At 69.2% G+C, this 19,437-nt stretch carries 14 protein-coding genes; 4 read left to right on the forward strand and 10 right to left on the reverse strand.

All coding sequences use genetic code 11. The annotated features are described in order from the left end of the window. Positions 1-24: 24 nt before the first annotated feature. The 5 genes from ACIBK0_RS39375 to ACIBK0_RS39395 all read right to left on the reverse strand — a co-directional run bounded on the left by ACIBK0_RS39375 (position 25) and on the right by ACIBK0_RS39395 (position 6,413). On the reverse strand, positions 25-507 hold the full coding sequence (locus tag ACIBK0_RS39375; protein WP_399091025.1) for a DUF6114 domain-containing protein: 483 nt from the start codon (positions 505-507) through the stop codon (positions 25-27). A 152-nt stretch (positions 508-659) separates the two neighbouring features. Then, the gene (locus ACIBK0_RS39380; RefSeq protein WP_399091028.1) at positions 660-1,283 is read right to left on the reverse strand and encodes a DUF6230 family protein; all 624 of its coding nucleotides are present in this window, start codon (positions 1,281-1,283) and stop codon (positions 660-662) included. 628 nt (positions 1,284-1,911) lie between these two features. Further along, positions 1,912-2,502, reverse strand: coding sequence for a malonic semialdehyde reductase (locus ACIBK0_RS39385; RefSeq protein ID WP_399091197.1), 591 nt, complete (start codon positions 2,500-2,502; stop codon positions 1,912-1,914). A gap of 493 nt (positions 2,503-2,995) precedes the next feature. Then, positions 2,996-3,406: a zinc-binding dehydrogenase gene (locus ACIBK0_RS39390; protein WP_399091200.1), complete on the reverse strand. Its 411-nt coding sequence runs from the start codon at positions 3,404-3,406 to the stop codon at positions 2,996-2,998. A gap of 148 nt (positions 3,407-3,554) precedes the next feature. Beyond that, positions 3,555-6,413 (reverse strand): AAA family ATPase, encoded by a 2,859-nt coding sequence (locus ACIBK0_RS39395; RefSeq protein ID WP_399091031.1) that lies wholly within the window; start codon positions 6,411-6,413, stop codon positions 3,555-3,557. A 158-nt stretch (positions 6,414-6,571) separates the two neighbouring features. On the opposite strand from ACIBK0_RS39395, the gene ACIBK0_RS39400 reads away from it, so the two are divergent. Further along, entirely contained in the window at positions 6,572-8,107 is a 1,536-nt protein-coding gene (locus ACIBK0_RS39400; protein WP_399091034.1) for a 4-hydroxyphenylacetate 3-hydroxylase family protein, read from the forward strand. 18 nt (positions 8,108-8,125) lie between these two features. On the opposite strand, the gene ACIBK0_RS39405 is transcribed toward ACIBK0_RS39400, so the two are convergent. The 5 genes from ACIBK0_RS39405 to ACIBK0_RS39425 form a co-directional block, all read right to left on the reverse strand. Continuing rightward, the gene (locus ACIBK0_RS39405) at positions 8,126-10,345 is read right to left on the reverse strand and encodes a LuxR C-terminal-related transcriptional regulator (protein WP_399091037.1); all 2,220 of its coding nucleotides are present in this window, start codon (positions 10,343-10,345) and stop codon (positions 8,126-8,128) included. Between the two features lie 137 nt (positions 10,346-10,482). Continuing rightward, positions 10,483-10,971 (reverse strand): flavin reductase family protein, encoded by a 489-nt coding sequence (locus tag ACIBK0_RS39410; protein WP_399091039.1) that lies wholly within the window; start codon positions 10,969-10,971, stop codon positions 10,483-10,485. 127 nt (positions 10,972-11,098) lie between these two features. Next, positions 11,099-14,023 (reverse strand): BTAD domain-containing putative transcriptional regulator, encoded by a 2,925-nt coding sequence (locus ACIBK0_RS39415; protein WP_399091042.1) that lies wholly within the window; start codon positions 14,021-14,023, stop codon positions 11,099-11,101. A 137-nt stretch (positions 14,024-14,160) separates the two neighbouring features. After that, positions 14,161-15,030 carry a dioxygenase gene (locus ACIBK0_RS39420; RefSeq protein WP_399091045.1) on the reverse strand — a complete coding sequence of 290 codons (870 nt, stop codon included), beginning with the start codon at positions 15,028-15,030 and terminating at the stop codon, positions 14,161-14,163. Next, positions 15,023-16,156 carry a maleylacetate reductase gene (locus ACIBK0_RS39425; RefSeq protein ID WP_399091048.1) on the reverse strand — a complete coding sequence of 378 codons (1,134 nt, stop codon included), beginning with the start codon at positions 16,154-16,156 and terminating at the stop codon, positions 15,023-15,025. The genes ACIBK0_RS39420 and ACIBK0_RS39425 overlap by 8 nt, the downstream gene beginning before the upstream one ends. A gap of 383 nt (positions 16,157-16,539) precedes the next feature. On the opposite strand from ACIBK0_RS39425, the gene ACIBK0_RS39430 reads away from it, so the two are divergent. The 3 genes from ACIBK0_RS39430 to ACIBK0_RS39440 are packed head-to-tail and all read left to right on the forward strand — an operon-like array spanning position 16,540 to position 19,204. Beyond that, positions 16,540-17,322, forward strand: coding sequence for a CoA transferase subunit A (locus ACIBK0_RS39430; RefSeq protein WP_399091051.1), 783 nt, complete (start codon positions 16,540-16,542; stop codon positions 17,320-17,322). After that, positions 17,322-17,966, forward strand: coding sequence for a CoA transferase subunit B (locus tag ACIBK0_RS39435; protein ID WP_399091054.1), 645 nt, complete (start codon positions 17,322-17,324; stop codon positions 17,964-17,966). Before ACIBK0_RS39430 ends, ACIBK0_RS39435 begins: the two co-directional genes overlap by 1 nt. Beyond that, a complete protein-coding gene (locus ACIBK0_RS39440; RefSeq protein ID WP_399091057.1) occupies positions 17,963-19,204 on the forward strand; it encodes a thiolase family protein in 1,242 nt (413 codons plus the stop codon). Before ACIBK0_RS39435 ends, ACIBK0_RS39440 begins: the two co-directional genes overlap by 4 nt. The last annotated feature ends 233 nt before the right edge of the window (positions 19,205-19,437 follow it).

Here is a 19,437-nt window from a genome sequence, read left to right on the forward strand (position 1 = left end):
CACCAGGCTTGACCGGTCAGATTGTCAACCGGCCTGCGGGCCCTCGCTCCCAGGAGAGGTCACAGGTGCCGAGGCCGCTGTGTGCTCCACCTCGGCCCCCGACGGGGAGGGCTCCCAGGCGCAAGCCAGGGAGCCGCCGACAAGACCGAAGAACAGTCCGAAAAAGAGGCCCGCGAAATTGGCGAGGGGGAAGGAGACGAGGGTGAGCAACAGGCCCGCGACCCCGGCGAAGACGCGTACCTGCTGATGGAACCAGAGCGTGATGCCCAGGGTCATGAGCAGGATCCCGATGATCAGTGATGCGGCACCGGCCGTGGTGGACAGTGCCACAGGAACGCCCTCCAGCGTGATGTGGACGTAAGGGAAGTAGATGATGGGCGCCCCGGCCGAGAACATGAACAGGCCGGCCCAGAACGGGCGCCCACCGCGCCAGGTCCTGAATCTGCGTCGTCTGCCGTCGAACCTGTCGCGTAGTCCTGGGCGAGTACCGAAAGGCTCGTTGATCACGTGCGGCTTCCAGGGTGAAGGAGTGGGTGTCGCCTGCGACGGCCCGGTACGTCGCGTCTGTGCGTGTCCGGTCCTAGCCGACCGGGTACGGCCGGCTCGGTCCACGACCGGGCACCGGCACGGGGTCCGGGGCCACAGCGGCGAGCGCGGAGTCAGAAGCAGTTATGGCTGCCCTGCTTGAGACTCAGGTCGAGGTCAGGAACATTGAGAGTGGCAGCCGAGACCGCAACCACTGTGGAGCGCACGTCGGTGAGGGTGGCCGATTCGGCTTGCTGGGCAAAGCCATTGGGATCGAAGAGTCCCGCGCGGTCACCCGGATCGATCGGACCCTTGGTGACCGAGCCGGCGGCGACACCGATGTCGATGTCATGGAAGGTCGACCCACCGGCCGCCAAGGATGTCATGTCGAGGAACATGTCCCGCGCGTCGACCGGCTCACCACGGTCGCCGCCGGTGAGTCGCAGGGTGTACAGGCCCAGAACCGGGACTTCCGTCGCCACGGACTGACACAGGCCCTTGATCGTCGCTCGCCTCGCGCCTGTGACCACGACTGGCACATGACGGCCCTTCCTGGTCACGTCCACCACGCCGTAGATACTCAGACCGCGAATGGCAAATGTATCTGCAGCGACCTGGAATCGGTTGCCGGAGATGAAGAACGACGCGGCCAGTGCACCTTGCGCCATACCGATACCCAAGGCCGCGGCGGCCACCGTGCTCGGAAGCAGAAAAAGAGCGAAACGCTTCCACCGCGTCCTGCCGCAGCCGTGCGACATGCCGTGCCTCTCTCGTATGAAATGCAAGCCGCCCTCAAACACACCGTGCCTTCAGACAGGCTCGTCCGCCAAGCGGGACGGCGGCATTCCGGTCGCGAATCAAGCCTCGCAGGTACCGACCGTCCGGCGCGGACCACGGCCCTGCGCCTTGGATGGACTCTAGAGTGCGGACAAGGAAACCAGTCGGCACGCCAGCCCGCCCAGACGGGTGAAACAGATTCACCGCATCGCCGCCGCCCGCCGCGTACGTCCTGTTTGCCGTAGGCGCCAAAGGGCTGGCATACGGAGGACAATTCATTCCCCAGACCCTATGTTCGGGGTGGGGCAGTACTCGGACTACTTCCATCGGTACGAAAGTGGCGAGTGGCGCACTTCGTTCGTGTGCCCGCGGTGAGCACCAGTCCCGCGACGACCCCGACCCGGCGGAAGAACCGACTGCGTCGAGACGGAGAGCGTTGGACATCTCGCGCTGCTCGGGATGGCAATCGGCGGGGCCAAGGTTCAGGTGTGACGTGGACGGGGTTCGCTCTGGGCGCCGTGGTGACCGCGTGGCTCACCCGGTGGCGCACTGACGCGGTCATGCATGGGACTGACGCAGGTACGCCGCCGGGCCGGCCGTGCCCCTCGATCAGACGGTACTGACCACTTGGGTGTACGTCAGACGTGGGGAGCGCGTGAACCAGGCGTTCTCGCCCGGCCGGCCGATGTTGACGACGGCGAGAACCGAGTGCTCGCCGTCGCTGAAGAACTCCTTGTCGATGCCCTCGGCGTCGAAGCCGGTCATCGGTCCTGCGGCCAGGCCGGCGGCGCGGACGCCGACGATGAAGTAGCCGACCTGGAGGAGCGCATTGAGCTTCGCGGACCGCTCGCGCACCGCACGCTCGGCGAAGAGATCCTTGGCCTGTGGGAAGTGCGGGAACTGGCTGGGCAGCTCCTCGTGGAATTCATTGTCCGCGGCGAGGATGGCGACGAGTGGGGCGGCGGCGGTCTTCTTGCGGTTGCCGTCGGACAGGTGCTCGATCAGGCGCTCGCGCGCCTCGGCGGAACGGACCAGCACGATACGCAGCGGCTGCTGGTTCATGGAGGTGGGACCGTACTTGACCAGGTCGTAGATGGCCTCGATCTGGTCGTCCGTCACCGGCTCGTCGGTGAAGCTGTTGGCGGTTCGTGCCTGCCGGAACAGAAGGTCCTGGGCTGCGGGGTCGAGCGCGAGGGGCATGGTGAACCTCTTACGGGTGAGCGTCTGTGGCTTCTCGGAGACTGGGCGAACTGCAAAGCAGAGGAACTGGGCGCTGACACCCAGCAGGTACACGGCGGTCGTGGTCGTCCCGACGAGCCCCCACAGGAGGGGGCCTGAAAGACACCGTGCGAGCAAAAGGCTGACCAGCGCGGCGAAAGCCGCCGTGGGCAGATGGAAGGCGGCCCATATCCCGATGCCGGCCGGGACGGACCCGTCCGGCGTCATGCGGGCGCCGCCGTAGGCGACGGCGCCCAACGCGACGAAGGTGAGCGTCGCACCAGTGAGGAGTGCCAGGACTTCGGCTGCCTTTGGGGCGCCCCGATCGGAGGCCGTCAACGCGGTGGCGGTCCACAGCGCCAGGGTGTATCCGTGCGGGGCCGCGCTCGCGGCCAGGGCAGCGCGGAGTTGGCCGCGGTATCCGCGTTCCGGGCCCGCGCGGGCACCGGGGCCGACCGCCCTGGGGTGCGGTTGACTATCCGTCCGAGACATGGGTGAAGTACTTGCCACGCCGGTACTCCTTCTCGAGCGCCTCGAACCCGGCGCGGGTCTGCGCGAGTGGAACGCCCCGGTGGATCTCCGGGCTCAGCCGTCCGCTCGTGATCAACTCGCTGATGGAGTCGAGCCAGTCGCGGGCCGGCTCGACGACGAAGGACACTCCGCGTGCGGCATGGTGCCGGACTGTGCCGACGTCGGCAGGCGTGACGATCCTGACAACGACATCGCCTGGGCGCAGACGGGTCCAGGGCCGGGTCTGGGTGTCGCCGCCCACCGTGTGGAATACGACGTCCACGTCGGCCACATGGTCTTCGAACCGGCTGCCCGCATAATCGACGACCTTCCGGGCGTCGAGGCTTCCTCGTCGGTGTCCGCGTACCGCGCGCATCGTGTTCAAGAGGCGGTCACTTCCTGATGAAAGGCGGTGCCGTGCCGGTGGCCACGCCGTCGCGACCAGCATCATGGGGTACGGCCGGAGCCGGCATCGCCCATTCAAGGGATCCTTGCCGCCGCGCCCTGCCGGTCGGGGGCACCGCTCAGTCCGCCCCGTCGGCGACACCACCCCGTTCGATCGCCAGCCGGGTCAGTTCGACTCGCGTGTTGATACCGAGCTTGGTGAAGATGTGCTTCATGTGCGTGTTGACGGTGTGCACGGACACGAAGAGCCGGTCGGCGATGGCCCGGTTGGTGAGGCCGTCCACAACGAGCGGGATCAGTTTCCGCTCGGATTCGGTCAGGTTCCCCCACTCAGGGGGGCCGGTCGGGTGGTGCCGTAGGGCGCCGGTGCGCACGCCGAGCTGTCGAAGGCGCCGCCTGATCCGTTCGTGATCGCGCAGGGCTCCGGAGGCCGACGACAGCTCGCCCGCTTCTTCGAAGTACGGGATCGCCGGCGCCGTATCGGCCGATGCGGCCAAGAGCTCGCCGAGGTCCTCGCAGGCCGCGGCCAGGGCGAGCGGCCTGCCGGCGCTCCGGTAACCGGTGATGGCGGACGCCAGTGCATGGGGGTCGCTGTGGAGCAGGCCGTCCACGTGGGCGCGGACTGCCCCGATGATCTGCTGGCTGTTGTCCTGTGCGGTCAGGCTGCGCAGTGCGCCGGACACGGCCTGCGCGACCGACGGGTCCTCGCCGCGGAGCGCGATGCGCACGATCGCGGGCCAGTGGGAGGGAGGTACCGCAAGCAGCCGCGTCGGCTCGCGGTCTCCGAAGCTGCCCGTCAGTGCCGCTGTCGCTGTGGCGTCCCGGCCCTCCGCGTCCGCCAGACTGGCGCGCGCGAGCGACACCCACAGGCCGTACCGTTGCGGGTTCGTGCCGGAACCGGCTTCGGCGGCGCGGAGATGGCCATTGGCCTTGGCGAGGTCACCGCGTCTGATCTCCACCAATGCCAGCACGGAGCGGGCCTGGGGATTCGGCTGAGTGATCTCGAGTTCGTCCGCCACCGTCAGACTGGCCTCGGCCTCCACGGCCGCGTCGTCCAGCGCCCCCTGTTCGAGGAGCGCGCAGGCGCGGCTCGCATGCCAGTGGGGAAGTGACCAGCCGAGGCCCAGCGCCTCCGCTTCGCGCTGTCCCTCCCGCAGAATCCGCTCGGTGTCCGCGAGCCGGTCGGTGGCGGTCAGCACCGTGGCCAGCCACAGCGCCGGAATCCGCGGGGGCCGCAGGTAGAGCACGACGGACTCCGTGCCGGCGCGTCGGGTGGCCTGCTCGGCAAGCTCGAGGGCGCGGGCAAGGCGCCCGCGGTAGAAGAACGTCTGCGACTGGAACACCATGGCGCTGACGACGATGGCCGGATCGTTGCTCCGGTAGGAGGCCTCGACCAGTCCGGTGTCCGTCTGCTCGGCAGCGGTGATGTCCCCGAGGTACACGTGGCCCGTCGCTTTGGTCTTGAGCAGCCGGACGCGCAAGTCGGGCGGCAGCGCGGGAAGGTCCAGGGCCTGTTGGAGATGTGTCATCGCGGCGGCGTCGTCGCCCGCGGCCTGGTGGATCTCGGCGGCCACCAGGCGCAGGCTTGCCTCCTGCGGCGGCTCCAGAGCGTCCGACAGGGTGGCGTCGACCAGGTCGAGCGCCTCGTGGACCCGGCGGGTCCGGCCGAGGTACTCGGCGGCGTCGGTCAGCAGGGTGATCCGTCGCCGGTCGTGTGGGGGCAGCAGCCCGGCGACCCGCTGGGCGAAGTCCGCGGCCGCGTCGGGTGCCGTCGACGACAGTTCCCGTACGGCGGTGTGCAGTGTGGTCACGGCGTCGTCGTCGACCGGGCCGCCCGACATGACGACGTGCCAGGCCACCTCCGCCGATCGTGCCCCGGTGCCGCGCAGACTGTCGGCCGCCTCCCGGTGCAGAGCGGTCCGTACGGCCAGCGGCAGGTTCTCGTGGACAGCCTGCCGTAGGAGGTCGTGGCGGAAGGCGAGTCGCGGGCCGTCGGCCGAGAGCAGACCGGCGTTCAGGGCGGCCTCGATGCCCGACAGGAGGCTGCCGACCTGCCTGCCGAGCATTCGGGCGGCGGTGCCGAGGTCGAATTCGCGGCCGAGGACGGACCCGATCTGGAGCAGGTGCACGGCATCCTGCGGGAGCCGTTCCAGACGCGCGGCGACACTCAGCCGGAAACCGACAGGGATGCCGTCGTGCAGGAGGCCGGCCACGCCCGCGTCCACTTTGACGGCGTCCGTGTCGGCAAGGGAGCGCACCAGTTCAATCGCCAGGAACGGATTGCCCGCGACGCCTCGCAGGAGCCTGGCCAGACCGGGTGACGGTCTCGCCCCGAGCACATCGGCCGCGATGTGCTGCAGTTCCTGCTGCGGCAGGGGGCCGAGGGTCAGCCATCGGGCTCCGAGGCGTTCGAGGTCCTCCCGTACCCTGGCCACGGTCGGCCGCTCGGTCTCCGACCGTACCGCCAGCACCCACAGGATCCGCGAGGCGGCCATGCGTGCAGGCAGGGTACGGAGGGCGAAGAGCGTGGCCGGGTCCGCCCACTGCGCGTCGTCCACGACCACGGCCACCGGGGCGCGCTGGGCCCGGTCCTCCAGAGCGTCCGTGATGCTGTCCAGCAGCCAGAGCCGCTGGTCGTCGGTGGGTGCGGCGGATCGGTGGGAACCATCGGAGGACTGCAGGGCCGACTGCAGGGCGGCTCCTGCGGCGTACTGGTCGAGCTCGTCGGCCCGTACGGACACCACATCGAACCCGAACCGCCGTGCCATCTCGTCCAGTTCGGCGAGTAGGCGGCTCTTGCCGACGCCGGGCGCGCCTTCCACGACGACGCAGGCGCCCCGTCCGCCACGCACCGCTTCCAGGGCCTCGCGGATGGCCACGATCTCGCGGTCTCGTCCCCTGAGGCGCAGCCCGGTCATGGCCTGGTTCCCGCGCCCGTGCCCGCGGGCCCGGTCGCCGGCGGGGTCTGTGCTGCGCATGGGGCAAGCATGCCGCACGGCCACATCGCCCTCAACGACGGTTCCCCTGTGATCGACGCTTTCACCCGGGTGATTGTCGATTCCGCGCCGTCCTGTCACCCCGCCGCGACGCATGCTCCGAACTGTCCAGATCTCTTGCCCCCGGAGAGGAGCACGACGTGCGTACAGGCAAGGAATACTTGGCGGCGCTGAACGACGGCCGCACGGTATGGGTGGGTGACGAACTCGTCGATAACGTGGCCACGCACCCCAAGACCAGGGCGTATGCCCGGAGCCTCGCGGACTTCTACGACCTGCACCACCGCCCGGACCTCCAGGACGTCATGACGTTCGTGGACGAGGAGGGCATCCGGCGGTCCATGACGTGGTTCCAGCACCGCTCCAAGGAGGACCTGCTGCGCAAGCGGCGCTACCTGGAGACAGTGCAGCGGGAACTCGGCGGCGGGGCGATCCCGCGCACACCGGATGTCAACAACTACGTCCTGCTGACCTACGTCGACGACCCGGAGCCCTGGAGCAGCCAGTCCGTCGGGACCGACGGGCGGGACCTCACCGAGGGGATCCGCGACTTCTGGAACGAGGTGCGGGACGGTGACCTCAACGCGACGCCGGCGTTCGTCGACCCGCAGGCGGACCGCTCGCGCGATTCCGCACAGGCTGAGTCCCCCGCCCTGCGGGTGGTCGGCACCTCGGACGAGGGCATCACCGTGCGGGGTGTGAAGTCGATCAGCACCGGCGCGGCCTTCGGCGACGTGATCCACATCGGCGTCTTCTACCGCCCCGGCATTATTGCGGAACAGATCATCTACGGGGCGGTGAAGGCCAACACCCCCGGGGTCACCATCATCTGCCGGGAGAGCAACGTCCGGGACGGCGAGGAGGTGGAGCACCCGCTCGCCTCGCAGGGTGACGAGCTGGACAGCATCATCGTGTTCGAGGACGTGCTCATCCCCTGGAACCGGGTGTTCCACATCGGTAACCCCCAGCACGCAGCGCTGTACCCGCAGCGCGTCTTCGACTGGCTGCACTACCACTCGCTGGTGCGTGCGATGGTGAAGGCCGAGCTGATGCTCGGTCTGGCCCTGCTGATCACCGAGCACATCGGCACCTACCAGTTGCCGCCGGTGCAGGCCCGGATCGCCCGGTTCGCCGGCTTCCTCCAGACACTCAAGGCGCATGTGATCGCTTCGGAGGACGAAGGGTTCTTCACTCCCGGCGGCATCTACAAGCCGAACGTCCTGATGTTCGACTTCGGGCGGGCGTACTACATCGAGCACATCACCGAGCTGGTCCACGAGCTCATCGACCTGTCCGGTCGCGCCGCGCTCATCTACCCCACCGAGGGGCAGTGGCAGCAGCCGGAACTGCGGCCGTGGCTGGAGGCGCTGCAGACGGGTCCGGTCGGAAGGCCGCACGACCGGCTGAAGATCAGCCGAGTGATCCGCGACATGTTCCTGTCCGACTGGGGCGACCGCATCAGCACTTTCGAGAACTTCAACGGCACGCCCCTGCTGGCCATCCGCAGCCTCACCATGAAGCGCGCCGAGATGTCCCCGAGCGGCAGCATGGCAGACCTCGCGCGCAAGGTCTGCGGCATCGAGAGCGTGAGCGACGACGAGGACAAGGAGACCGCGTACAAGGCTCAGGCGGACTACGCCCGACGCCAGGACGCCTCACGCCAGAACGCCTCGTAACAGGATGCAAGGGCCCGGTCAGAGCACGCCGCACTCCCGGGCCCTTGCGACCGCTCCGCTCCTGTCGTGCGCGTCGAGTTTGCGGAAGATCGCGCGTACCTGTGTCTTGACGGTGTTGTGGGACACATAGAGTTCAGAGGCGATCTCACGCAGCGTCAGCGGACCGCACAGGGCGCGGAGCACTCGGCGCTCCCCCAGCGACAGGTCCTGGAAACTGGGGATGGCAGGGGTCACGGCCGTGCCCTCACCGGTGCGCCCGAGCAGGTCCGTCAGTACCCCTGGCGACTCGCACCGGGCGGCTGCCCGCTCCGCCGCCTCACGGGCCTCGCGGGCCGCGTCCGCGTTGTGCCGCGCACTCTCAAGTCGCGCCCGCGTGAAGTGGCACAGGGCGCGTACATGGGGTTCGCTTCCGGTCTGGGGCGAGCCCACCAACGCTGCCTCCGCGCCGGCCAGAACCTGTGCGGCCTCCTCGATCTCGCCCTCTTCGAGGAGTACACCGGCTCGGCCGATGTAGGCGGACACGGCGACGAAATGCCCACCCAGGCCGGCCGTCGCGGCCGCCCCGAGGGCCTCGTCACTCTGTATGCGCGCCTGCTCGTGCCGTCCGGCCAGCAGCGCGCACACCGCCCGCAAACCCAGTGCGCGGACGAGCACCAGGCCGTGCCCGGCGGCATGCGCATCACGGGTCGCCTCGCCGAGCAGCGCCTCAGCCTCCTCGTACCGGCGCGTCCACAGCAGTGCGGTACCGCGGGCCGTACAGACCAGGGCACGCCAGGAAGTCAACGGCATGGTGCCGGCAACGGCGGATTCGCCAAGGCGGTCGGCGGTCAGGATCTCCCCCTTCAGATAGCAGGCGACGGCCTCGGCAACGGCTGCGGCGTCGGAGACCGTGCTGCCCTCGCCGACCATCTCCAGTCCTGTCTGTCTGAGCTGGGCCACGTCCAGCCAGCGCCGGGCCGTTTCCGGGGCGCCTCCCGAGAGAGCCGCCATCGCCGCCACGACGCACAATCTCGCGTCGGCGGCGACCGTGCGGGGCGGCAGGAGGTCCAGCCAATGCGAGACCTCCGCACTACGGCCTGCCGAGATCGCCTCCTCCCAGCCGTCGAGGACCGACGCGACGGCCGCGGACTCATCGCCGCCCAGCACCCAGTGCCGTACGGCCGCCGTCGTCTCCCCCTGCCGGGAGTACCACTGAGCCGCGGCCTCGTGCAGGGACACAACGGTTGCCGGCCCTTCGGACTCAAGGACGTCGGACAGCAGCGGAGACAGTGCTCGGTGATGCCGGTACGCCGACGGATCAGCGGCGACGGGCACGAGCAGTTGCACGGTCCGTGCGAGCCCGCGCAGCAGTATGCCCGCCCGGTCCCCGGCGAGGGCCTGGCACGGCCCGGCGCTCAGCTCGTCGAGCACACTGGTGCGCAGCAGGAACTCGCGCTGTTCGGTGGTGAGCCGGTCGAGCACCTCGGCGGCCAGATACTCGGTGACCGCCTGCCTGCCGCGGGCCAGGTTCCCTTCCGTGTCAGCCTCGTTCGCCGAGCGGGCGAGGGAGCGCCCCATGATGCACAGCCCCGCCGCCCATCCCTCGGTGGCCTCGTACACCGTGCTCGAAGCGTCCGCGGTCGGAGCGGAGCCGAGCAGACCGGTGAGTAGTGCCTGTGCTTCCTCGGGGGTGAAAGCCAGGTCGTGCTGGTCGAGTTCGGCGATCAGACCCTGGGCGCGCAGGGTCGGAAGGGGCCTGCCGGGAATGTGCCGGGTCGACAGAATGATGCGGAAGCCCTGGGGAAGCCTGGTCAGAAAGTCCGCCAGGCTACGGACCGCGTCGGCGTCCGAGATGCATTCCAGTCCGTCGAGGATCAGCGTGAGCGGTCCCTCTCCGTTCAGGCCGGTCACCAGACTTGGCAGGATCTCCTCGAGCCATGCGTCGAGCGCCCACTCGTCGCTGTCGAGGCGGGCGGGCAGCTTCGGTCGTACCTGGTGCAACGCCCGCAGGATGCCGGCCCAGAGCCGGCCCGGGGCGTTGTCGTACGCGTCCAGGCTGAGCCAGGCGCACTCTTGGCGAGCCGCCGGGCCTCGCGACCACTCGGTCAGGAGCACCGTCTTCCCGGCACCGGCCGGGGCGGAGACCACCACCACCGGCTCGGTCGCCGCGTCAAGCCGACGCAGCAGACGCGGGCGTGTCAGCAGATGCGGTGGCTGGGCCGGAGGATGCAGTTTGAAGGTCGGCACGGAGCTGGTCATGGCACCTTCAGTCGAGTCGTCGAGACGAGCGGAGCCCCCGACGTCCATGGCTCGCCTCGCAAGAGCCGGACATCGGGGGCGGCAGCGGGCCGGTCACGGGCCCCGCAGCGGCCTCTTTCGGACCGCTGCCACCCGTGCTAGTGCGGAGCCTTGAGCACGCCGAAGCCTCCCGCGAAGTGGAGCAGCGGTCGGCAATCCACCGTGTGTGCGCAATAGCGGACGTCACCCACGAAGATGGTGTGATCGCCGCCGGGGAGCGCCTCGGCGACGTCGCACACGACAGCCGCGATGGCGTCCTTCAACACCGGCACACCGTGATCGTCGATGGTCTCGACTCCCGCGAACTTGTCCGGCTTGGAAACGGCGAAGTTCCGCGCCAGGGCCTCGCTGTCCTCGCCGAGGACATTGACAGCGAAGCGGCCGTGCTCCGCGATCGCGGCCCGCGTGTACAGGTGGTTGCTGATGCATACGAGCAGCTGGAGCGGGTCCAGGGACAGGGCGGACACGGCGCTCGCCGTCATGCCGATGGGCGTGCTTCCAGAGCGCGTGGTGATCACGCTGACACCCGTGGCGAGCCGGCTCATCGTGGCTCGGAAATCGACTGTCATGTCAAGGGTCTCAATCATCGGACGACCTCCGTGAAAGTGGGGCTGGGCCCTGGTGCCTGAAATGAACTGTGCGACTCCGGCTGTTAATGCCGGAGAAATCGCGTCTTACGCCGGGCACCACCCGGCATTCACACGGCCTGCCGGCTCATCGACGCAGTCGGTCGACCAGGCGTCTCAGGTCCGCGGACGGCGGCACTCCGAGGTCCTTCATGGCGCGCAGGTAGCCTCGGTACAAGTCGAGCAGTTCGTCGTCGGAGCCGACCGCTTCCGCGGCGCACAGGGCGAGCCGCCATGCCTGTTCCCGGTACGGATCGCTGTCCAGCACGACACGCGCCAGCCGACGGGCATCCCTGACGCGGCCGAGGTGCAGCGCGACGGTCGCCGCGTCCACACGGGCCTGCATGAGCGCGGCGTCGAGTTCGGCGCGCCTGGTGTCGAGCCATTGTGTCGAGAGCGAGTCGAAGTAGGAGCCTCGTTCGGCGATGGCCAGGGCGCGCTGGAGCGTGTCCCACCGGTGTTCGCCGTCCTGCCGTGCGGCTTCCGCCAGCAGTCGCCGGAGGGTCCCTGAGGCGCTCACGACCGCAGATGCCGGGGTCAGCCGGTACACGTCACCGTCCTGAAGGAGCGACAGCCCGTCGGGCAGCACCTCGCGCAGCCGGTAGAGGGCCTGCCGAAGGTAGCTGCGCCCGGTCGCGTCGCTCCGCCCAGGGAACAGCTCCTCCAAAAGGGTCTGCCGCCTGGCGCTCGCGGCGGGCCGGGACAGCAGGTAGGCGAGCAACTCGACGCTCTTGGCCAGACGCGGGTGGACCTCCCGCCCGTCGACGACCAGCCGCACCGGGCCGAAATCCTCCAGCGTCAGTCGGGGTACGGCGCACCCGGTCATCGGTCTCGCGGTCGAGAGAGCGGACACGAGCTCGTGCCAGCGTGAGGAGTGCGTGGGTTCCGCGTCGGCTCGGCGCACGGCGACCGAAGGCACGTCCTCCAGAGCCTGCAACAGCAGATTGCGGGGGCCCTGGTCCGTTGCGACCTCCAGAGCCAGGTCGGCAACGGCATCCGCACCGTCCTCATCACCGGTGCGCCACAGCGCCTCGCTCAAGTAGACAGCCGCCGTGGGAAGTTCCAGTCGTCTATTGCCCTGCCGCATTGCGGAGACCGCGGCGGTGAGGTGAGGCACGGCGTCGTGGTCCCGGCCGGCCAGCAGCAGCTCCAGACCTCGCCAAATGCCCGCCAGTTCCGCGGTGAGCGCATAGCGCGCGCACCCTCTGCGTTCCGCCTCGGCGAGCGCCCGAGCCGCTCGCGGCAGGTCACGATCCAGGCGCAGGGCCAGTTTTGCCTCAAGGAGCAGGCTGAGGATCTCGTACACGCGGGAACCGGTCGATGCGATCCGCTTTCGCCCGGCGAGCAGTGCGCCCCACGCCTCGTCACGGCGTCCGACGTCCGCCATCAGCTCCGCGGCCTCGAACGCCGCCAGCCAGACGGGCCCCGGTCCGTTTCCGACCGCCGCGTACGCCTCCTCCGCCTGGGAGATACGTCCCTCGGCGCGCAGTGCGGCGACCCTCCATGGCGTCCCCGCCACTCTGCGCCAAGCGCCGGACAGGCTGTCCTGCACTTCGCGCAGTTGCCCAGACCTGTAGGCGACGCGCATCACCACGGCCTCGAGGGGTCCCGCGACTCGGTCGAGAACGTCCGGGGCAAGCTGGGGTGTGCTGTTGTCCGCCAGAGCCAGCACAGACGCCGCGATGTCGCGAGGGTGCCCGGGAGGCATGACGGCCAGGATCTCGCGCGCCCCGTCGATCCTCCCCACGTGCCAGAAGCACCACACCAGCAGGGCCAAGTCCTCCTCGCCGCCCGGTTGTTCGGCGAGACCGCTCCACCACGCGCGACCGTGGTGGTCGGCCAACTGCACGCCCCGCCAGCACTGTTCGAGCCCGAAGGCGACGCGGAGCGCCGCTGAGGCCAAGCTGGGTGTGGGCGCCGGCCGCATGCGGTCGAGCCAGCTCTCGGCCGTCGCCAGGTCGAGTCGGCCCAGTACGTCGGGCAGGGCACGTTCCGCGGCGTGTCGGGCGGCGTCGGTGTCGCCGCTCATGAGCAGCTCGGCCACGGCATCCTCATGGCGCCCGCGGCCCTGGAGCAACGTGGCGTACCCCCGACGCAACACACGCAGAGTGTTCTCGTCCAGGCATTCGATCTCACGTTGGAGATGGTGGCGGAACCGCGGCAGGGCGGTCATCCGGCTGCCGTCGGGGGACCAGATGAGCGGCAGCCGTCGGCCGCGGAGGGCGGCCATCGTGCGGTCCGGTGATGCCAGTCCTAGGGCATTCGCCTGTTCAGCCGTCACGCCGTCGTCGAGCAGGCTCGCGCGGACGAGCAGTGACACCTCCGCGGGCGTCAGCTGGGCCAGCAGTTCGGCCGCGAGGCACTCGTGCTGTGCGGCGGAGGCGGAGGGGTCGGCTCCCCACCAGTCGTACAGGACTCCGGTGACCCAACCGCCCGTCGCATCTACCAGTTGGGACGGATCGTCGCCTCGGTCGATGCCCCGCAGGGCCTCGGCGGCTTCCGCCACATCGAAGGCCAGGTCCCCGTCCTCGAGGAAGGCGACGCGATGGATATCGCCGAGACCTCCGAGGCCTTGGGGCAGATCCACTCGGGAGATCAGTACCAGCCGCGGCCCGTCCGGCAGACTCCCGACCAGTGCGTCGAGCAACTCCTCCGCACCAGCGCACCCACCGATCGTCTCTACGCGGTCGAGCACCAGCACCAGTTCCGTGCCGGCGAGCTTCCTGGCGAACAGGATGCCGGTCTCCGACGGTGAAAGCCCTCGCGCCATCGCGCCGGTCAGTGCGGTCGCCGCGGCGGGCACATGGGGCTCGACGGACGCCTTGAGAAGGCGCGTCAGCGCCGCCCCGTCGGTACCGGGATCACCGGCACCGGGATCGACGTTGCCGGGTATCCCGGCGAGCGCTACCCAGGCGACAGGGCTGGACAGCGCGTGAGCGGCCTGGACCGCGGCGGTCGTCTTGCCCGACCCCGCCGAAGCCGCCATGACGAGTACCGGGTATTGGTCCAGCAACTGATGGATTCTGCGGACCAGTCTCGGTCGGGGTATGACATGGCTGGGCAACCGGGGCAGGACACCACCCGTGTCACCGGGATCGCTGCTCCTCATGGATGACCGCCTCTCGACGGTGTGTGCGCCGGCCGTGGAGATCAGTCCGCGGGGCGGGGTTCGAGGATGAAGGTGTGGCGCAGCAGGGTGTACGGCACGTCGGTCAGCCCGCGGCAGGGCCCGGCGTCGGCCGCGTACGTGTCATAGGACTCGACCAGCGACTCCTTGACCCCGAACACCGGATCAGTGTCCAAGTACTGGTCGTCCGAGGGGAACAGCATGGTGGTCACGCGCTGGAATCCCGGAGCCTCGATCAGCAGGTGCACATGGGCGGGACGCATGAGCGACCTGCCGGTCGCGCTCATGAATTCGCCGACCGGGCCGTCGCCGGGTATCGGGTAGCTGGACGGGCGAATGGAACGGAAACTGAAGTGTCCCGTCTCGTCGGTGCGGAACAGCGCGCGCATGGCTGGGTCGACCTGGCCGGGCACCTCCATGTCGTAATGGCCATCCGCGTCGCTGTGCCAGACGTCCACCGCCGCGTCGGCCACCGGCGCTCCCGCACGGTTCACGACCCGTCCCTCGAAGAACAGCGGAGTGCCGGGCAGACCTCCGGAGATGTCGGCGGCGTCGTCGTGCTGCGGCCTGTCCTCCCTGAAGTAGGGGCCCAGGACACTGTTCTGCGTGGTTTCGGCGGGGCGTCGATTGCTCAGGGCGTCGACCAGCATGGTGACGCCCAGCACGTCGGACAGCAGGATGAACTCCTGGCGCGTCGGCGTGCACAGCTGCCCGGTGCGAGTCAGGAAGTCCACTCCCTGGGCCCACTCCTCCTCCGTCAGTGCGACATCGCTGACGAAGGAGTGGAGGTGCCGCACCAGAGATTCCAGGATCTCCGCGAGGCGGGAGTCCTTGGTGTCCCGCATGGTCGAGATCACCGCCTCGGTGATGGTGTCGCTGGTCAGATCACGCATGGCGTACTCCCGTGGTGGTCGAGTGTTCGATGACGGAGTCGGACTGGGGGTGTTCGCTGCCGGGTGACGTCCGCGGCGTCTCCCCGGCCCAGGCGCGGGTCAGCAGGGCGCGGGCAGCGGTCCGATCCACTGGTCGTGGATTCCAGTAGCCGTCCCGCACGATGAGTTCGGCCGCCTGCTCGATCCCCGATTCCGGCATGCCGAGGTCCCGCAGCGCCCTGGGGGCGCCGAGCCGGCCGGCGAAGTCGAAGAGACCGCCCGCGGCGTCGTCCCCCGGCAGCGCCTGCGTGATGCGCGCCATGGCCTCGGGGGCCGACGGCCCGTTGTAGGCGACGACGTGCGGCAGGACGACCGCGTGGGTTTCGGCGTGCGGAAGCCCGAAGGTGCCGCCCAGCACGTGACACACCTTGTGATGCAGTGCCATGCCCACTGTGCCGAGGCAGGTGCCCGCCAGCCACGCCCCGTACAACGCATCCGCCCGCGCCTCGCCGTCGTCCGGGCGCCGCGCGATGACGGGAAGGGATCGGGTGAGGGAATCGAGCGCTTCACCGGCCATCAGGAAGGCGACCGGGTCCTGGTCCTGTGCGTAGAGGGCCTCCACGGCGTGCGCCATCGCGTTGATGCCGCTGACCACCGATGTCGCCGCGGGAAACGTGAGCGTCAGGTCGACGTCGTACACCACCGTGTTGAGCAGCACCTCCGGCAGGCGCCGGGTCGTCTTCCTGCGGCCCTCGGTCTCTCCGAGGATCGGCGTCATCTCCGAGCCGGCATAAGTGGTGGGCAGCGCCAGCTGCGGAAAACCGGTCCGCACGGCGATCGCCTTGCCGAGGCCGATGGTCGATCCACCGCCGATGGCGAGCACCGAGTCCGCTCCCACGGTTCTGGCGTACGCGACCGCCTTCTCCGTGACCTCGACAGGGGTATGCGGGGCCGCTTCGGTGAAAGTTCCCACGGCTGCCGCACCCAGCAGGTCGCGCGTCTCCGCTGCCTGGTCCACTTGACCAGGTGTGCACAGGATGAGCACCCGACGGCGTCCGAGAGCATCAGCCTCTTCGGGGATACGGCTGCGCGTACCGCTGCCGAAGACCACCTTGGTGATCTGTCCCCGATGCACAAATGTCTTCATGAGAATTTCCTCGGTCTCGCCGATCCTCTATTTATGAAATAAAGCGTCGACACTCGGATGATATGCGTCAACGGAATCCGCGAGTGATAACGAGAACCGGTGTGGAAATACCTTGTTCGCGCGACAGGCACCGACACCGTGACCTCGGGATCGCGACCGATATCACTCATCTGCGGGATACCGAGGGATGCCAAGGCGCTGGACCGTGGAAGCAGGTCTCAGTCAGGCGAGATGCGAATTAAAGGGACGTGCCTGCGGCGGCGCGGAACCGCCCCTGCAATACCTACAGACCCTGCACAAATACCTACAGACCCGACCGAATACTTGACCTTGCCTTACGGAAACAGCATCCGATGGGTCCGCATGGGCGAGAGGCGGAGCAGATGGACAAAGTGGTCGCCACGGCCCTGGAGGCGGTGGCGGATGTGCCGGAGGGCGCATCGTTGGCGGTGGGCGGGTTCGGGTTGAGTGGTGTGCCGAACGTGTTGATCCAGGCGCTGTTCGAGCGAGGGGTGTCCAGGCTGTCGGTAGTCTCGAACAACTGCGGGGCGATGGAGTCGGGCCTGGCGGTGCTGCTGGCGGCGCGCCGGATCGGGCGGGTGACGGGCTCATATATCGGGGCGAACAAGGAGTTCGCGCGGCAGTATCTGGCCGGGGAGCTGGAGGTGGAGATGATCCCGCAGGGCACGCTGGCCGAGCGGCTGCGGGCCGGCGGGGCGGGGATCCCCGCTTTCTACACCCCGGCCGGGGTGGGCACTCAGGTCGCGGAGGGCGGGCTGCCCTGGCGGTATGACGGCTCGGGCGGGGTGGCGCTGGCCTCGCCGGCCAAGGAGGTGCGGCTCTTCGACGAGGTCGCGTATGTGCTGGAGCGCGGGATCCGTACCGACTTCGCGCTGGTACGGGCGGCGAAGGGCGACCGGCACGGCAACCTGGTCTTCAGCAAGTCGGCCCGCAACTTCAACCCGCTGGCCGCGATGGCCGGAAGGGTGACGGTCGCGGAGGTGGAGGAGCTGGTGGAGCCGGGCGCGATCGATCCGGATGCGGTGCATCTGCCGGGGATCTTCGTACAGCGGGTGGTGGCCCTCACGGCGGAGCAGGCGGCGGACAAGAAGATCGAGCAGCGCACGGTGTCCGTGCCTGCGGCACGAGGGCCGGTGAGCGGCTGATGGCCTGGAGTCGTGAGGAGATGGCCGCCCGGGCCTCCCATGAGCTGGAGGACGGCCAGTACGTCAATCTCGGCATAGGGCTGCCGACGCTGATCGCCAACTACCTGCCCCAGGGCGTGGAAGTGCTCCTGGAGTCGGAGAACGGAATCCTGGGCACCGGCCCCTACCCCACCGAGGAGCAGGTCGACCCCGACCTGATCAACGCGGGCAAGGAGACCGTCACGGTGCTGCCCGGCGCCTCCTTCTTCGACTCGGCACTGTCGTTCTCGATGATCCGCGGCGGCCACATCGACGTGGCGGTGCTCGGTGCGATGCAGGTCTCCGAGGAGGGGGACCTGGCGAACTGGGCGATCCCCGGGAAGATGATCACGGGGATCGGCGGGGCGATGGACCTGGTGCACGGCGCCCGCACGGTCATCGTCGTCATGACACACACCGCCAAGGACGGCTCGCCGAAGATCCTCACCGAGTGCGTGCTGCCGCTGACCGGGAAGCGTTGCGTGAACAGGATCATCACCGACCTCGGCGTCCTCGACATCACCGACGAGGGCCTGGTGCTGGTCGAGTGCGCACCGGGCGTCGACGTCGAGGAGATCATCACCAAGACCGACGCCAAGCTGACCGTCACGGAGGGCCTCAAGTGAAGAACGTCTACATCGTCGACGCCGTGCGCACACCGATCGGGCGTTACAACGGCGGCCTGGCCTCGGTACGCCCTGACGACCTGGCCGCACACACCATCCGCGAACTCCTCACCCGCACCCCCCAGTTGGACCCCGCCCACATCGCGGACGTGTACTTCGGCAACGCCAACGGCGCCGGCGAGGAGAACCGCAACGTCGGCCGCATGGCGGCGCTGCTGGCCGGTCTGCCCACCTGCGTACCGGGCGTGACGGTCAACCGGCTGTGCGCCTCCGGTCTGGAGGCCGTTATTCAGGCCGCCCGCGCCATCGCCGTCGGCGACGCCTCCATCGCCGTCGCCGGTGGCGTGGAGTCGATGACCCGGGCTCCGTACGTGCTGCCCAAGAGCGACAAGCCGTTCCCGGCCGCCCACGCCGAGCTGCACTCGACCACCTTGGGCTGGCGCATGGTCAACCCGAAGATGGACCCGCAATGGACCATCCCTCTCGGGGAGTCGGCCGAACTCATCGCCGACAAGCACAAGATCAGCCGTGCACAGCAGGACGAGTTCGCCCTGCACAGCCACTGCAAGGCCGCCCGCGCCCAAGCCCAGGGCCTGTTCGACGCCGAAGTCGCGCCCGTGCCGGTCTGGCAGCGCACGGGCGACCCGCACCTGTTCGCGGCCGACGAGTGCATCCGCCCGGACGCCTCCCTGGCCGCGATGGCCAGACTCAAGCCGTCCTTCCGCACCGCGAGCGAAGCGAGAGGGGGTTCCCCCCGGCCGGAGGCTGGGGGAGGCACCGTGACCGCGGGCAACGCCTCCCCGCTCAACGACGGCGCCGCCGCTCTGCTCCTGGCCGACGAGGAGGGCCTGAAGGCCACCGGCCGCGAGCCGCTGGCCCGCGTCTCCGCCACCGGAGTGTCCGCAATCGACCCGGACTACTTCGGTCTCGCCCCCGTCGAAGCCGTCAACCGGGCCCTTGCCAAGGCCGGCCGGACCTTCGCCGATCTCCACGTGCTCGAGCTCAACGAGGCTTTCGCCGCGCAGGTCCTCGGATGTGTGGCCGAATGGCCCGAGTTCGACCCGCAGATCCTCAACCCGCAGGGCGGCGCCATCGCCCTCGGGCACCCCCTCGGCGCGTCCGGCGCCCGCCTCGTCGGCACCGTCGCCCACCAACTCGCCCGCCGCGGCTCCGGCACCGGTATCGCAACCCTCTGCATCGGTGTGGGCCAGGGCCTCGCTCTCGTCCTCGAACGCTGAAGCGGATTCACCCGCATCGCCGTCGATCCCGGTTGCGGCAACCCCACGAAGGTCTCCGAGACCTATAGGTTCCTCAAGGGGCAGGCCTGACCTGGGCCACGGTCGGCCGCGCCAGACGCGGGTCCGCTGCTGCCAGTAAGCGCGCGTCTGTGAATTTGTCAGCCCGACGTGGTCCGTACAGGCTCGGCCGAGGGCGCCCCGCTGCGATGAGTTCCGGCGAGGTCGCGAGTCTG

Source organism: Streptomyces sp. NPDC050564, assembly GCF_044457265.1.
Classification (GTDB): Bacteria; Actinomycetota; Actinomycetes; order Streptomycetales; family Streptomycetaceae; genus Streptomyces.